This is a genomic window from Massilia sp. CT11-137 (assembly GCF_047302885.1).
Taxonomy (GTDB): Bacteria; Pseudomonadota; Gammaproteobacteria; order Burkholderiales; family Burkholderiaceae_D; genus Telluria; species Telluria orientalis.
Genome location: NZ_JBKYMP010000001.1, coordinates 686,555 through 702,388, shown reverse-complemented (window position 1 = coordinate 702,388; position 15,834 = coordinate 686,555). Strand labels below are relative to the sequence as shown.

The following is a 15,834-nucleotide window of genomic DNA, read 5'->3' as shown; positions in this document are numbered from 1 at the left end:
GCATAACGTGGTAGGGCTGGTTGGACTCGAACCAACGACCCCCGCGTTATCAACACGGTGCTCTAACCAGCTGAGCTACAGCCCCGAAAACTCTTCTCGTTTAACTTTGAACAGTCGATAAGCGTAGGCGCTTGATGATGGAGCGTTAGCTCCCGTGCCACTCTAGAAAGGAGGTGATCCAGCCGCACCTTCCGATACGGCTACCTTGTTACGACTTCACCCCAGTCACGAATCCTACCGTGGTAAGCGCCCTCCTTGCGGTTAAGCTACCTACTTCTGGTAAAACCCGCTCCCATGGTGTGACGGGCGGTGTGTACAAGACCCGGGAACGTATTCACCGCGGCATGCTGATCCGCGATTACTAGCGATTCCAACTTCACGCAGTCGAGTTGCAGACTGCGATCCGGACTACGATACACTTTCTGGGATTAGCTCCCCCTCGCGGGTTGGCGGCCCTCTGTATGTACCATTGTATGACGTGTGAAGCCCTACCCATAAGGGCCATGAGGACTTGACGTCATCCCCACCTTCCTCCGGTTTGTCACCGGCAGTCTCATTAGAGTGCCCTTTCGTAGCAACTAATGACAAGGGTTGCGCTCGTTGCGGGACTTAACCCAACATCTCACGACACGAGCTGACGACAGCCATGCAGCACCTGTGTTCAGGCTCCCTTTCGGGCACCCTCCAATCTCTCGGAGGTTCCTGACATGTCAAGGGTAGGTAAGGTTTTTCGCGTTGCATCGAATTAATCCACATCATCCACCGCTTGTGCGGGTCCCCGTCAATTCCTTTGAGTTTTAATCTTGCGACCGTACTCCCCAGGCGGTCTACTTCACGCGTTAGCTGCGTTACCAAGTCAATTAAGACCCGACAACTAGTAGACATCGTTTAGGGCGTGGACTACCAGGGTATCTAATCCTGTTTGCTCCCCACGCTTTCGTGCATGAGCGTCAATCTTGACCCAGGGGGCTGCCTTCGCCATCGGTGTTCCTCCACATCTCTACGCATTTCACTGCTACACGTGGAATTCTACCCCCCTCTGCCAGATTCAAGCCTTGCAGTCTCCATCGCAATTCCCAGGTTAAGCCCGGGGCTTTCACGACAGACTTACAAAACCGCCTGCGCACGCTTTACGCCCAGTAATTCCGATTAACGCTTGCACCCTACGTATTACCGCGGCTGCTGGCACGTAGTTAGCCGGTGCTTATTCTTCAGGTACCGTCATTAGCCCAGGATATTAGCCTGAGCCGTTTCTTCCCTGACAAAAGAGCTTTACAACCCGAAGGCCTTCTTCACTCACGCGGCATTGCTGGATCAGGCTTGCGCCCATTGTCCAAAATTCCCCACTGCTGCCTCCCGTAGGAGTCTGGGCCGTGTCTCAGTCCCAGTGTGGCTGGTCGTCCTCTCAGACCAGCTACTGATCGTCGCCTTGGTGAGCCTTTACCTCACCAACTAGCTAATCAGATATCGGCCGCTCCAGGAGCATGAGGCCCGAAGGTCCCCCACTTTCATCCTTGGATCGTATGCGGTATTAGCGTAACTTTCGCTACGTTATCCCCCACTCTTGGGTACGTTCCGATATATTACTCACCCGTTCGCCACTCGCCGCCAGGTTGCCCCGCGCTGCCGTTCGACTTGCATGTGTAAAGCATGCCGCCAGCGTTCAATCTGAGCCAGGATCAAACTCTTCAGTTTAATCTCTGTTTTTGCTACTTTCGTAGCAGATCGCTCACTCAAAATACTGACCGTCACTCATTGCTGAGCAACGTATTTCTTTTGCGTGAACATTTGATAATTTAAGCATTCAGCACCCCGAAGGATGCTGGCACTTCATCAAACGCCCACACTTATCGACTGTTGATTGTTAAAGAACTGTATTCGGTACTGCCTTGCTGCGCTTGCGAATCGTTTTGTTCGTCAGCAGCAGAGGAGTGAGATTATGCCGTGCTTCGCTTAACTCGTCAACCCCTCGTCTGTTTTGTCGCGTCGTCGTTTCCGACTCAATTCATGCGCTGCAAAACAGGAGGCGCACTATAACAACCCACGTGCCCTTACGCAAGTACCGTTGCACGAGCGCGACTTCAGCGCCTCCACCATCTAATTGACGTTTAGGCAATAATCACGAATACTGAACTAGAAAATATATCAATCCGTCTGAAGGACACCGGTGACCCTCGACGCCAACCAGATCCTGGCTCTCGCGCCCGATCCCGCCTCGGCCAAGGCCGGCAGCCAGTTGGCGACGCCGCGGAACTGGTCGAATCTCGGCACGAGCGACAGCGCCCTGTGGGGCGAATGCCAGGGCAGCGGCAAGACACCCTATCGCACCCAGATCGACCTCGGCGGTCCCGCCTTCAAATGCACTTGCCCCAGCCGCAAATTCCCCTGCAAGCACGGCCTCGGCCTGTACCTGCTGCGCGCCGCCGAGCCCTTCTTGTTCGACCAGGCGGAGACGCCGGCATGGGTCAGCGACTGGCTGCAGGGACGCCAGTCGCGCCAGGAAAAGAAGACGCTCACAAAAGACGCCGGTCCGGAAGCCGCGGCACTGGCCCGCAAGCGTGAGGAAAAGCGCGAAGACAAAGTGACCGCTGGCCTGGCGGACCTGCAGACCTGGCTGCACGATCTGGCGCGCGAAGGTCTCGCGTCCGTGCGCTCGCGCGGCCAAGGGTTCTGGGATGCGATCGCCGCGCGCATGGCAGATGCCCAGGCGGCCCCGGTCGCACGCCGCCTGCGCCGCGCGGGCAGCATGCTCTACCAGTCAGGCTTGCGCAACGCCGAAAGCCTCGTCGCGAACGAACTCGCATCGCTGTACCTGCTGGTCCGGGCATGGCAGCGCATCGACGAACTGGCGCCGGCGCTGCAGGCCGACGTGCGCGCCCTGCTCGGGTGGACGATGAGTCAGGACGACGTCCTGCGCCAGGGCGCCGTCACGGACCGCTGGAGCGTGCTCGCCCAGTGCACGTTCGACGACGAACGCCTGCGCGTGCGCTCGACCTGGCTGTTGGGCGCCGCGACGGGACGCTGGGCCTTGCACCTCCAGTACGCGGTCGGCACGCAGGGCTTCGAACAACAGCTCGCACCGGGCACCGCATTCGACGGTGACCTGTGCTTCTATCCGAGCGCATGGCCGCTGCGCGCGCAGATCCAGCGCCAGAACGACGTGCAGCCCCTGTCCGCCATCGCAGGCCCGTCCAGCCTCGACACCCTGCAGGACACGTACGCGGACGCCCTCGCCGCCCAGCCCTTCCTGGAGCGCCACCCGGTGCTGCTCGGCGGCCTCGTGCCGGACGGCACGGACCATGGCATCGTCCGCGACGCGCAGGGCCGCCGCATCGCCTTGCATCCGTCTTTCCGCCATCCGGTGCACCTGCTGGCCGTCTCCGGCGGCCATCCGCTCACCGTCTGCGCTGAATGGGATGGCCGCATGCTGCTGCCGCTCGCCGTCTGGCACGACGGACGGCTCTACAACATCGACAGCGACCTTCCATGAACGACGCCGCGCGCCAGCTGCAGCAGCTGTTAAAAATCGGGATGGCCCGCGCCGGCCGTCCGCCCGCCGGACTCCCCGCGCCGCTCGATGCGTTGCTGCCGCACGATGCCGCGGCGGTGCCGGAAGCGGCGCTGTGGCTCTCGCTCGGTGCCCTCGACCTGTGGGAACGCAGCGGTTTTATCGCGCCCGACCTGCCCGCGCCGATGCCGGCATCCGTCGCCGCGCCCGAGACGCTGCGTCCTTGCCCACGCCGTGCGGAAGCCGTCCTGGCCCTGCTGCTGCGCGACCTGCATCCGGCCGGCCTGGAAGCGGAGTGGCTCCGGCTGCTGCACCGGTACGGCGGCCACCTGCCCGCACACATGCTGCCCAAGCTGCTCGATGCGGCCACGCGCCAGCCGGCGCTGCGTCCCGCACTGCTGCCCGTGCTGGGCGAACGGGGACATTGGCTCGCGCGCGTGCAGGCGGAGTGGGACTGGGCCGCCGGCATCGATGCGGAGGCCGCGCCGTGGGACACCGGCACACCGGAGCAACGCGTGGCCGCGCTGCGCGACTGGCGTGCGCGCGATCCGCAGACGGCGCTCGCCGCACTCGCGGCGGCGTGGAGCAGCGAGCCCCCGGACCGGCGCGCGGCCCTGCTGGCCGCCCTGGCCGTCGGACTGGGGCCGGACGACGAAGCCTTCCTCGAAGCAGCGCTCGACGATCGCCGCAAGGAAGTGCGAACGGCGGCCCAGCGCCTGCTCGCGCGCCTGCCCGGATCGCGGCTGGCGCAGCGCATGGAGGGTCGGCTGCTGCCGCTGCTGCGGATCGCATCCGACCGCATCGAACTGGCCTTGCCGGCAGCGCTGGATGCGGCCATGCGGCGCGACGGCATCGGCGCCACGCCGCATCACGGCCTGGGCGAAAAGGCCGGGTGGGTCGTGGACATGCTGGCGGCCGTCGATCCGAACGTGTGGCCGCGCCATGTCGACCGCACACCGCGCGCCTGCCTCGAACTCGCCGCGCACGGCGAATTCGCCGCCGTGTTCGTGCGCGGCTGGGCGCTGGCCGTCCAGCGCCAGGACGGCGCACGCGCGTGGCTGCGCGACTTCCTCATCTGGTCGGCCGGCGCCCGCCCCTCCCTGCGCGAGGCCGTGCCCGACAGCCTGTTCGACGTCGCCGCCGCCCACATCGCACAAGACGATGCCCTGTTCGACGCCCTCGCCGGCAAGTGGATCGGCGACGGGTTCCCGATGCGGTTAATGACGCGCCTTGCCGCTGGCGCACCACATGCCTGGTCCGCGGACATGAGCCGGCGCGCGCTGGAGCGGCTGCGCACATCGCTGCTGCCGCTGCCCGACATGGGCCACCCGTGGCTCGTACGCCAGATGCTGTCCAGCCTCGCCCTCGCGCTCGACCCGGCGACCACCGTCGCGTGGGAAGCAGGCCTGCGCGCGGCCTGGCAGCCCGACGCCGAGTGGGACAACGCCGTCAATGCATTCTTCGATCTCGCGCGCCTGCGCCACGAGATGACCCTTTCATTCCAGGAGCCCGCATGACCGCCACCTCTTCCGTCCTCCGCCAGCACGCCGAGCAGCAGTACGCCGACGAGCTGGAAGCGCTGATCGCCGCCGATACGCGCCAGCGCCCGCCCCGCTGGAAGATGTCGCCGTGGGCCGTCTCGACATACCTGCTGGGCGGCGAGCTGGAAAACGGCGCGACGATCAGCGCCAAGTACATCGGCAATCCGCGCGTGATCGAGATCGCCGTCGCCACGCTCGCGACCGACCGCGCCCTGCTACTGCTCGGCGTGCCGGGCACCGCGAAATCGTGGGTGTCCGAACATCTCGCGGCCGCGATCAGCGGCGACTCCACGCTCGTCGTGCACGGCACCGCCGGCACCAGCGAGGAAGCCGTGCGCTATGGCTGGAACTACGCGCAGCTGCTGGCCAAGGGCCCGTCGCAGGAGGCCATCGTCCCGAGTCCCGTGATGCGCGCCATGCGCACGGGACGCATCGCCCGCATCGAGGAACTCACGCGCATGCCGGGCGAGGTGCAGGACGGCCTGATCTCGATCCTGTCCGAGAAGGTCTTGCCGATCGCGGAACTGGACGACGAGGTGCTGGCCGAGAAAGGCTTCAATATCATCGCCACCGCGAACGACCGTGACCGCGGCGTCAACGAGCTGTCGAGCGCACTGAAACGCCGCTTCAACACCGTCGTGCTGCCGCCGCCGCGCACGGCCGACGAGGAAGTGCGCATCGTCGAGACGCGCGTGGCGAGCATCGGACGCGCATTGGAGCTGCCGGCCGAGACGCCGGCGCTGGAAGAGATCCGCCGCATCGTCACCGTGTTCCGCGAGCTGCGCGAAGGCGTCACCAGCGACGGCAAGACGAAACTGAAAGTCCCCAGCGCCAGCATGAGCACGGCCGAGGCGATCTCCGTCGTCACGCACGGCCTGTCGCTGGCGGCGCACTTCGGCAACGGCGTGCTGCGCGGCGCGGACCTTGCGGCCGGCATGGTCGGCGCGATCGTCAAGGATCCGCTGCAGGACCGCGTGGCGATGCTCGAATACCTGGAGACCGTCGTCAAGGAGCGCGACGGGTGGAAGGACTTGTACCGCGCATGCCGCGACGTCATGGCATGAGCGTCCACCTGTTCGGCGTCCGCCACCACGGCCCCGGTTGCGCGCGCAGCCTGGCGGCCGCGCTGTCCGCGCTGGCGCCGGACTGCATCCTCGTCGAGGGTCCGGCGGAAGCGGATGCGCTGGCGCCCTTTGCCGGCCATGCGGAGCTGGTACCGCCCGTGGCCCTGCTGCTGTACGCGCCGGCCGATCCGCAGCGCGCCGTGTTCTACCCGTTCGCCGAGTATTCGCCGGAATGGCAGGCGCTCCGCTACGCGAGTGAACATGGCGCGGAGCTGCGCTTCTGCGATCTGCCGCAGGCCTGCCGCTTCGCACTGCGCGCAGTGGACGACAAGAAGGATGACAAGAAGGACGACATCCAGGACGACCCGCTGCGCTGGCTCGCCCGCGCGGCCGGCTACGGCGACACGGAGACGTGGTGGGACCATCTCGTCGAACAGCGCGGCGACAGCCTGGACCTGTTCGCCGCCATCGCCGAGATGATGACGGCGCTGCGCAACGAAGCCGGGCCGCCGTCCGACGACGTCGAAATAAAACGCGAAGCGTGGATGCGCACGGCGATCCGCCAGGCCGTCAAGGAGGGCCGCGAACGCATCGCCGTCGTGTGTGGTGCGTGGCACGTGCCGGCCCTCGCGACGCTGCCCAGTGCGAAGAGCGACGCCGATCTGTTGAAAGGCCTGGCGAAGGAAAAGATCGCGGCGACGTGGGTGCCGTGGACGCACGGCCGTCTCACGTTCGCCAGCGGCTACGGTGCGGGCGTGACGGCGCCCGGCTGGTATCGTCACCTGTGGCGCCATCGCGAGCGCGCGGGCCTGCACTGGCTGACGGAAGTCGCGACGCTCCTTCGCAAGCACGATCTCGACGCATCGTCCGCCCACGTGATCGAGGCGGCGCGCCTGGCCGACACGCTGGCCGCGCTGCGCGACCGTCCACGTCCGGGCCTGGACGAATTGATGGAAGCCGTGCGCGCCGTGTTCTGCTACGACAGCGACGCGCCGCTGCGTCTGATCCGGCGCGAACTGCTCGTCGACGAGGCGCTGGGCACCGTGCCGGACGACGTGCCGGCCGTGCCGCTCGCGCAGGACGTGGCCGCGCAGCAGAAGCGCCTGCGCATGCCCGTGCGGGCGGACATGACGGAGCTCGACCTCGACCTGCGCCAGCCCGCTCACCTGGAAAAGAGCGTGCTGCTGCATCGCCTTGCACTGCTGGGCGTCCCGTGGGGCCGGCAGCAGACCGTCCGCGGCCGGACTGGCACGTTCCACGAGCAATGGCAGCTCGCGTGGGAGCCGGAATTCGCCGTCGACCTGATCGCCGCGAGCCGCTGGGGCGCCACGCTCGAAAGCGCCGCAACTGCGCTGGCGGCCGACCGCGCCGCGCAGGCGCACACCCTGCCGGAACTCACGCGCCTGATGGAGACGATCCTGCTGGCCGACCTGCGCGCGGCCGTCGACCCGCTGATGGCGCGCATCCAGGACGTGGGTACGTTGACGCCGGACCTCGGGTTGCTGCTGGCGGCACTGCCGTCGCTCGTCAATGTGCTGCGCTACGGCAGCGCGCGCAATGTCGATACCCGGGCGCTGGGAAGCGTCGTCGACGGCCTCCTGGCGCGCGCGTGCATCGCGCTGCCGTACGGCCTGCGCGGCGTTGCGGACGATGCGGCCGCCGCGCTGCTGGGCCAGATCATCGCGGCCGACCAGGCCGTGCGCCTGTTGCAGGACGAGGCGCATGCGGGGGCCTGGTTCGATGCGCTGGAGGCCGGCGCGACGAGCGATTTGTCGCATCCGCTGCTGGCGGGACGGTGCGGCCGCATCCTCACCGAGCAGGGACGCTGGGACAGCGAGCGCGCCGCGCGCCAGCTCGCGCTGCGTTGCTCGCCGGCCGTGCCGCCGCTCGTTACCGCGCACTGGCTCGAAGGGTTTTTACAGGGCAGCGGCGCGCTGCTCGCGCACAGCGACCCGTTGTGGCATATCGTGAACGGCTGGCTGCTCGCGCAGCCGGACCATGTGTTCACGGAACTGCTGCCGCTGCTGCGCCGGACGGTCGCCACGTTCAGCGCACCGGAGCGGCGCGAACTGGGCCAGCGCGCGGCGCAAGCAGGCGGCGCGGTCACGCACGCCGCGGCGGCAACGGCCATCGATCCGGCGCGGGCGGGCCGCGTGCTGCCCATCCTGCACACGCTGTTCGGGACCCGGTCAATCCAGGAGGCCGTCCATGGCGAATGAACAAGAAGCAGCGCGCCGCTGGCGCCTCGTGCTGGGCCAGGACGCGGGCGAATCACTCAACTTGGGCGGTGCCGATGCCGCGATCGATGCGGCACTCGACGCGCTGTACGGCGCCGGTCCGGACACGCGCAGCGGCGGCCTGGGTGGATCGGCACCGCGCGTGGCGCGCTGGCTGGGCGACATCCGCCAGTACTTCCCGTCCAGCGTCGTGCAGGTGATGCAGAAGGATGCGTTCGACCGCCTCGGCCTGCAGCAGATGCTGTGCGAACCGGAGATGCTGGCGGCCGTCGAGCCGGACGTGCACCTCGTCGCGACGCTCCTGAGCCTGAACCGCGTCCTGCCGAACAAGACGCGCGCGACGGCCCGCGCCGTCGTCGCGAAGGTCGTCGAGGAACTGGAAAAGAAGCTGTCCACGCCGATGCGCCAGGCCGTGTCGGGAAGCCTGAACCGGGCGGCGCGCAACCGGCGCCCGCGCCACCAGGACATCGACTGGCTGCGCACCATCCGCGCCAACCTGCGGCACTATCAACCGGACTACCAGACGATCATCCCGGAGACGCGCATCGGCTACGGCCGGCGCGGACGCTCGCTGCGCGACATCGTGCTGTGCGTCGACCAGAGCGGATCGATGGCGCCGTCCGTCGTGTACGCGAGCGTGTTCGCGGCGGTCCTTGCGAGCATCAAGGCGGTGACGACGTCGGTGGTCGTGTTCGACACGGCCGTCGTCGACCTGACGCCGCTGCTGCACGACCCGGTCGAGGTCCTGTTCGGCACGCAGCTCGGCGGCGGCACGGACATCAACCGCGCGCTCGCGTATTGCCAGGGTCTCGTCACGCGGCCGCAGGACACGATCTTCGTCCTGATCAGCGACTTGTACGAGGGCGGCAACAATGCGGAGATGCTGCGGCGCGCGGCGAGCCTCGTCGGCAGCGGCGCGCAGGTGATATCCCTGCTCGCGCTGGACGACAGTGGCGCCCCTTCGTACGACCGCAACAATGCGGCGCAGCTGGCCGCGCTGGGCATCCCCTGCTTCGCCTGCACGCCAGATTTATTCCCCGACCTGATGGCGGCGGCGATCCAGCGGCACAGCCTGGAACAATGGGCGTCGCAGGCGGGCATCGTCCACGCGTAACGACGTGCTTCAATCGTGCGGTCGGTTGAACACAGCCGTGTTTGGCGCTACTGTCATCCCATGGACGATCAAGCTTCTCAACAAGAAAAGAACCACCGAGCCATGCGCGACATCATCGAAGAGGCGCGCTGCATTCTCCCAGGCCTGCAGGCGGTGTTTGGTTTCCAGACGATCGCCGTGTTCAACGAACGGTTCAATGACCTCGCGCCGTACGCACAGGCGTGCCACATGGTCGGCCTCGCTTTGATGGTGATCGCGATGGCTCTCCTGATGACGCCGGCAGTGTATTACCGCGCCCAGCACGGTTACGCGACGTCGCTCATGGTCAAGGTAGCGCGCAAAGCCATCCGGGGTGCGTTGATGCCACTGGCTCTTGGGCTGTCGCTCGACATGTTGACGGTCGTGTCGCTTGCAACCGACATGCTCTCGCTCAGTATCGCTGCCGCGGTTGCCTCACTCCTCCTCTTTGTGGGACTCTGGTACATCATTCCGCGCCGTGACCCGATCCAGGTCGGCGAACCGCGGTCCTGACGCCGGCGTGGCCGCGGCCGTGTTGTGTGAGGCGGCGAACAGATGAGGGCGCTTGCACCCGGATAATGCTCCTGTGTCCACGGCATCGTGGACAAGAATTTTACGAACTGGGCGACACTGGCCTACCTTCAAGTTCCGATATCGGGGGGAGCACAGACGGTGGCGGGTGTTTGCCCAGCCGTTCACGCAGCGGCGACGCGACGATCGCGCGCCTGCTGTGACGGCTGGAAGCGGTGCAACCGAGAGCGTTTGCCGATGTCGAAGCCTGTAGCGTTTCGACTCCAGGGAGGCAAGCATGAGCCTGACATTGACCTCGGCCGACTTCACGCCCGGCGGCCCCATCCCCGCCATCCACACATGCGATGGCGCGAATACGTCGCCCGCGCTGTCGTGGTCCGGCGTCCCGCCCGACACCCGCAGCCTCGTCCTCATCATCGACGACCCGGACGCGCCCGATCCAGCGGCACCGAAAATGACCTGGGTGCACTGGGTGCTGTACAACCTGCCGCCGCAGGCCAACCACCTTCCCGCCGGGATACGCGAGGCGGAACTGCCGCGCGGCACGCAAGCCGGCCTGAACGATTTCAAGAACACGCGCTACGGCGGGCCATGTCCGCCCATCGGACGGCACCGCTACGTGCATAAATTATATGCGCTCGACACCGTGCTGCCCGACCTGCGTCACCCGACCAAGCCCCAGCTGGAAAAGGCGATGCAGGGACATGTGAAGGCGCAGGCGGAACTGATCGGCACCTATCAGCGCGGTCACTGATCCGCGCGGATGAAATCGATGAAGGCGCGTAGTGGCGCGGGGACGAGCCTGCGCCCCGGATAGTAGAGATACGGGCCGGAAAAGGATGGCCACCACGATTCCAGCACGGGCTCGAGCTCGCCGCGGTCGATATACGGGCGCAGCCAGTCCTCGAACAGGTAGACGATGCCCGTGCCGGCGACGGCGACGTCGATTTTCAGGTCGAGAGCGCCGCCCACCTGGACGAGCAATTGTCCGGGCGGATCGATCGTGATCGTCTCGCCGCCGCGTTCGAACGTCCAGCGGATGACGGCGCCGCTGGCAAAACGCGCGCGCATGCAAGCGTGGTCCAGCAAGTCGCGCGGATGCTGAGGGCGGCCGCGCCGGTCGAGATAGTCGGGCGCCGCGGCTGCGGCCATGCGCTGGACGCGCGGGCCGATGGGCACGGCGACCATGTCCTGCTCGAGCTTTTCCTCGTAGCGGATGCCGGCATCGCAGCCGGCCGCGAGCACGTCGACGAAGCTCTCGTCCGCGATCACTTCCAGGCGGATCTCGGGGTAGGCGGCCAGGAAGCGCGGCACGATGGACGGCAGCACGAGCCGGGCCGCACTCATCGGTACATTGAGTTTGAGGGTGCCGGTGGGCGTATCGCGAAAACCATTGACCACGTCGAGCGCACTCTCGACTTCGGTGAGCACGGGGTCCAGGCGCGCAAGCAGGCTACGGCCCGCTTCCGTCGGCACGACGCTGCGCGTGGTGCGGTTGAGCAGGCGCACGCCGAGCTTCGCTTCGAGACGCCGCACCGCATCGCTGAGACCGGATGCACTGCCGCTCGTGGCCCGCGCGGCATCGCGGAAGCCACCGGCTCGCGCGACGGCGACGAAGGCGGACAGATCGCCCAGATCGACTTTCATGTGTTTTCCATTGTCCGTTTTGACGTACAACCCATGCGGATTATGCCGGATTGTGCCGAGATCGTCGCGGGCTTATCGTGGCTGCACTGTTCACTATCCATCAAGGAGAATCTCAATGTCCACCACGTATCAACTCGGCGACCGCACCGTCCGGCGCCTCGGCTATGGTGCCATGCAGCTGGCAGGACCCGGCGTCTTCGGGCCGCCGCGGGATCGGGAGGCCGCGCTCGCCGTGCTGCGCGACGCGGTGGCGCTCGGCGTCAACCACATCGATACATCGGATTTCTACGGCCCTCACATCACCAATCAATTGATCCGGGAAGCGCTGCATCCGTATCCGGACGACCTCGTCATCGTCACCAAGGTCAGTGCGCGACGGGACGCCCAGGGTGCGTGGTTGCCGGCCACGTCGCCGAAGGAACTGCGCGAGGCCGTGCACGATAATCTGCGCAATCTCGGCCTGGACGTGCTGGAGGTGGTCAATTTCCGCAGCATGTTGGATGTCCATGGTCCGGCGGAAGGGTCGCTCGAAGAACAGGTGACGACATTGGCGGAGCTGCGCGAGGAAGGTCTCATCAAGCACGTCGGCCTGAGCAACGTGACGATGAAGCAGGTCGAGGACGCACGGCGCATCGTGCCGATCGCGTGCGTGCAGAACATGTACAACCTCGTACACCGCAATGACGATGCGCTGGTCGATGCCCTGGCGCGCGACGGTATTGCGTATGTGCCGTTCTTCCCGCTCGGTGGCTTTTCGCCGCTGCAGTCGGATGCGTTGTCCGCAGTCGCAGCCGAGTTGGGAGCGACGCCGATGCAGGTAGCAATCGCCTGGCTGTTGCAGCGGTCGCCGAACATTCTGCTGATTCCCGGGACGTCGTCGAGTGCCCACCTGCGCGAGAACCTGAAGGCGGCGGATCTCGTGTTGTCTCCGGATGTGCTGAAGAAGCTCGAGAGGATCTAGAAAGCAAAAAGCCCGCTCAGTATCAACTGAACGGGCTTCTGCATATAACTAGCCTGACGATAACCTACTTTCACACTGGTTGCAGCACTATCATCGGCGCAGAGTCTTTTCACGGTCCTGTTCGGGATGGGAAGGGGTGGTACAGACTTGCTATGGTCATCAGGCATAACTTGTACGAGTGCCGCTTGCATAGTGCATGCGTCACTCTGAATCCGGAAGAAGCAGTTTTCGTAATCTGTTGTCTCAACAAACAGCTGAACCCTTGCATTGGCAATGACTGCCAAGGTTATAGGGACAAGCCGTACGGGCAATTAGTATCAGTTAGCTTAATGCATTACTGCACTTCCACACCTGACCTATCAACGTCCTGGTCTCGAACGACCCTTCAAGGAGCTCAAGGCTCCGGGAAATCTCATCTCAAGGCGAGTTTCCCGCTTAGATGCTTTCAGCGGTTATCTCTTCCGAACTTAGCTACCCGGCAATGCCACTGGCGTGACAACCGGTACACCAGAGGTTCGTCCACTCCGGTCCTCTCGTACTAGGAGCAGCCCCCTTCAAATTTCCAACGCCCACGGCAGATAGGGACCAAACTGTCTCACGACGTTTTAAACCCAGCTCACGTACCACTTTAAATGGCGAACAGCCATACCCTTGGGACCGGCTACAGCCCCAGGATGTGATGAGCCGACATCGAGGTGCCAAACTCCCCCGTCGATATGAACTCTTGGGAGGAATCAGCCTGTTATCCCCAGAGTACCTTTTATCCGTTGAGCGATGGCCCTTCCATACAGAACCACCGGATCACTATGTCCTACTTTCGTACCTGCTCGACTTGTCGGTCTCGCAGTTAAGCACGCTTATGCCATTGCACTATTAGCACGATGTCCGACCGTACCTAGCGTACCTTCGAACTCCTCCGTTACACTTTAGGAGGAGACCGCCCCAGTCAAACTGCCTACCATGCACTGTCCCCGACCCGGATCACGGGCCAAGGTTAGAACCTCAAACGAACCAGGGTGGTATTTCAAGGTTGGCTCCACGAGAACTGGCGTCCCCGCTTCAAAGCCTCCCACCTATCCTACACAGATTGGTTCAAAGTCCAATGCAAAGCTACAGTAAAGGTTCATGGGGTCTTTCCGTCTAGCCGCGGGTAGATTGCATCATCACAAACATTTCAACTTCGCTGAGTCTCGGGAGGAGACAGTGTGGCCATCGTTACGCCATTCGTGCAGGTCGGAACTTACCCGACAAGGAATTTCGCTACCTTAGGACCGTTATAGTTACGGCCGCCGTTTACTGGGACTTCAATCAAGAGCTTGCACCCCATCATTTAATCTTCCAGCACCGGGCAGGCGTCACACCCTATACGTCCACTTTCGTGTTTGCAGAGTGCTGTGTTTTTATTAAACAGTCGCAGCCACCAGTTTATTGCAACCCTTTCACCCTCATGGAGTAAACCATTCAAGCTACCGGGGCGTACCTTATCCCGAAGTTACGGTACCAATTTGCCGAGTTCCTTCTCCCGAGTTCTCTCAAGCGCCTTAGAATACTCATCTCGCCCACCTGTGTCGGTTTGCGGTACGGTCTCGTATGACTGAAGCTTAGAGGCTTTTCTTGGAACCACTTCCGATTGCTTCGTGTCACAAGGACACACGTCTCGACCCCTTGAATTACGCGCCCGGATTTGCCTAAGCGCCTTCTATGAGTCAAGAACCAACTATTCCAACAGTTGGACAACCTTCCGCGATCCGTCCCCCCATCGCATCATACGACGGTGCAGGAATATTAACCTGCTTCCCATCAGCTACGCATCTCTGCCTCGCCTTAGGGGCCGACTCACCCTGCTCCGATGAACGTTGAACAGGAAACCTTGGGCTTTCGGCGAGAGGGCTTTTCACCCTCTTTATCGCTACTCATGTCAGCATTCGCACTTCCGATACCTCCAGCATCCTTTACAAGACACCTTCTCAGGCTTACGGAACGCTCTCCTACCATATGTGCAAGCACATATCCGCAGCTTCGGTGACTGGCTTAGCCCCGTTACATCTTCCGCGCAGGACGACTCGATCAGTGAGCTATTACGCTTTCTTTAAATGATGGCTGCTTCTAAGCCAACATCCTGACTGTTTTAGCCTTCCCACTTCGTTTTCCACTTAGCCAATCTTTGGGACCTTAGCTGGCGGTCTGGGTTGTTTCCCTCTTGACGCCGGACGTTAGCACCCGACGTCTGTCTCCCAAGCTCGCACTCATCGGTATTCGGAGTTTGCAATGGTTTGGTAAGTCGCAATGACCCCCTAGCCATAACAGTGCTCTACCCCCGATGGTGATACTTGAGGCACTACCTAAATAGTTTTCGGAGAGAACCAGCTATTTCCAGGTTTGTTTAGCCTTTCACCCCTACCCACAGCTCATCCCCTAATTTTTCAACATTAGTGGGTTCGGACCTCCAGGGCGTGTTACCGCACCTTCATCCTGGCCATGGGTAGATCACCTGGTTTCGGGTCTACACCCAGCGACTGTCGCCCTGTTCGGACTCGATTTCTCTACGGCTCCCCTATTCGGTTAACCTCGCCACTGAATGTAAGTCGCTGACCCATTATACAAAAGGTACGCCGTCACCCCACGAAGAGGCTCCGACTGTTTGTATGCACACGGTTTCAGGATCTATTTCACTCCCCTCCCGGGGTTCTTTTCGCCTTTCCCTCACGGTACTGGTTCACTATCGGTCGATTACGAGTATTTAGCCTTGGAGGATGGTCCCCCCATCTTCAGACAGGATTTCTCGTGTCCCGCCCTACTTGTCGTACGCTTAGTACCACCGTTCGAATTTCGTGTAAGGGGCTATCACCCTCTATGGCCAGCATTTCCAGGCTGTTCCACTATTCGATCGACTATCACGTACAAGGCTCATCCCATTTCGCTCGCCACTACTTTGGGAATCTCGGTTGATTTCTTTTCCTGCAGCTACTTAGATGTTTCAGTTCGCCGCGTTCGCTTTGCATACCTATGTATTCAGTATGCAATGACCTAAAAGGCCGGGTTTCCCCATTCGGAAATCTGCGGATCAAAGTGTGTTTGCTCACTCCCCGCAGCTTATCGCAAGCTACTACGTCCTTCGTCGCCTGTAATCGCCAAGGCATCCACCATGTGCACTTATTCACTTGTCCCTATAACGTTGGCCCCTGCATGAGTATCAGGGAACGTCATAACAAC

9 protein-coding genes, 1 tRNA gene and 3 rRNA genes are annotated in these 15,834 nt (G+C 63.2%); 8 read left to right on the top strand and 5 right to left on the bottom strand.

Annotated elements, in window-relative coordinates; genetic code table 11:
* Positions 1-8 precede the first annotated feature (8 nt).
* Together ACEN98_RS03175 and ACEN98_RS03170 are read right to left on the bottom strand one after the other, a co-directional pair.
* Positions 9-85, bottom strand: a tRNA-Ile gene (locus ACEN98_RS03175).
* Between the two features lie 81 nt (positions 86-166).
* A 16S ribosomal RNA gene (locus ACEN98_RS03170) occupies positions 167-1,695 on the bottom strand.
* Between the two features lie 472 nt (positions 1,696-2,167).
* Between ACEN98_RS03170 and ACEN98_RS03165 the strand changes: the two genes are divergently transcribed.
* From ACEN98_RS03165 to ACEN98_RS03135, 7 genes are all read left to right on the top strand, one after another.
* Positions 2,168-3,490 (top strand): SWIM zinc finger family protein, encoded by a 1,323-nt coding sequence (locus ACEN98_RS03165; protein ID WP_413381357.1) that lies wholly within the window; start codon positions 2,168-2,170, stop codon positions 3,488-3,490.
* Positions 3,487-5,025, top strand: coding sequence for a DUF5691 domain-containing protein (locus tag ACEN98_RS03160; RefSeq protein WP_413381355.1), 1,539 nt, complete (start codon positions 3,487-3,489; stop codon positions 5,023-5,025). Before ACEN98_RS03165 ends, ACEN98_RS03160 begins: the two co-directional genes overlap by 4 nt.
* The gene (locus ACEN98_RS03155) at positions 5,022-6,113 is read left to right on the top strand and encodes an ATP-binding protein (RefSeq protein WP_413381353.1); all 1,092 of its coding nucleotides are present in this window, start codon (positions 5,022-5,024) and stop codon (positions 6,111-6,113) included. Before ACEN98_RS03160 ends, ACEN98_RS03155 begins: the two co-directional genes overlap by 4 nt.
* Positions 6,092-8,332: a DUF5682 family protein gene (locus tag ACEN98_RS03150; protein ID WP_413381350.1), complete on the top strand. Its 2,241-nt coding sequence runs from the start codon at positions 6,092-6,094 to the stop codon at positions 8,330-8,332. The genes ACEN98_RS03155 and ACEN98_RS03150 overlap by 22 nt, the downstream gene beginning before the upstream one ends.
* The gene (locus ACEN98_RS03145) at positions 8,322-9,464 is read left to right on the top strand and encodes a VWA domain-containing protein (protein ID WP_413381348.1); all 1,143 of its coding nucleotides are present in this window, start codon (positions 8,322-8,324) and stop codon (positions 9,462-9,464) included. Before ACEN98_RS03150 ends, ACEN98_RS03145 begins: the two co-directional genes overlap by 11 nt.
* Before the next feature lie 60 nt (positions 9,465-9,524).
* The gene (locus ACEN98_RS03140; RefSeq protein WP_413341306.1) at positions 9,525-9,995 is read left to right on the top strand and encodes a DUF6328 family protein; all 471 of its coding nucleotides are present in this window, start codon (positions 9,525-9,527) and stop codon (positions 9,993-9,995) included.
* Between the two features lie 295 nt (positions 9,996-10,290).
* Complete coding sequence (locus ACEN98_RS03135; protein WP_413341304.1) at positions 10,291-10,767, top strand: YbhB/YbcL family Raf kinase inhibitor-like protein; 477 nt, start codon at positions 10,291-10,293, stop codon at positions 10,765-10,767.
* On the opposite strand, the gene ACEN98_RS03130 is transcribed toward ACEN98_RS03135, so the two are convergent.
* Positions 10,761-11,660, bottom strand: coding sequence for a LysR family transcriptional regulator (locus tag ACEN98_RS03130; RefSeq protein ID WP_413381346.1), 900 nt, complete (start codon positions 11,658-11,660; stop codon positions 10,761-10,763). The genes ACEN98_RS03135 and ACEN98_RS03130 overlap by 7 nt on opposite strands.
* 115 nt (positions 11,661-11,775) lie before the next feature.
* On the opposite strand from ACEN98_RS03130, the gene ACEN98_RS03125 reads away from it, so the two are divergent.
* Positions 11,776-12,621 carry an aldo/keto reductase family oxidoreductase gene (locus ACEN98_RS03125; RefSeq protein WP_413381344.1) on the top strand — a complete coding sequence of 282 codons (846 nt, stop codon included), beginning with the start codon at positions 11,776-11,778 and terminating at the stop codon, positions 12,619-12,621.
* A 51-nt stretch (positions 12,622-12,672) separates the two neighbouring features.
* Here ACEN98_RS03125 and rrf read toward each other — a convergent pair.
* Together rrf and ACEN98_RS03115 are read right to left on the bottom strand one after the other, a co-directional pair.
* Positions 12,673-12,785: ribosomal RNA gene (gene rrf / locus ACEN98_RS03120) — 5S ribosomal RNA — on the bottom strand.
* A gap of 126 nt (positions 12,786-12,911) precedes the next feature.
* Positions 12,912-15,788: ribosomal RNA gene (locus tag ACEN98_RS03115) — 23S ribosomal RNA — on the bottom strand.
* Between the last annotated feature and the right edge of the window lie 46 nt (positions 15,789-15,834).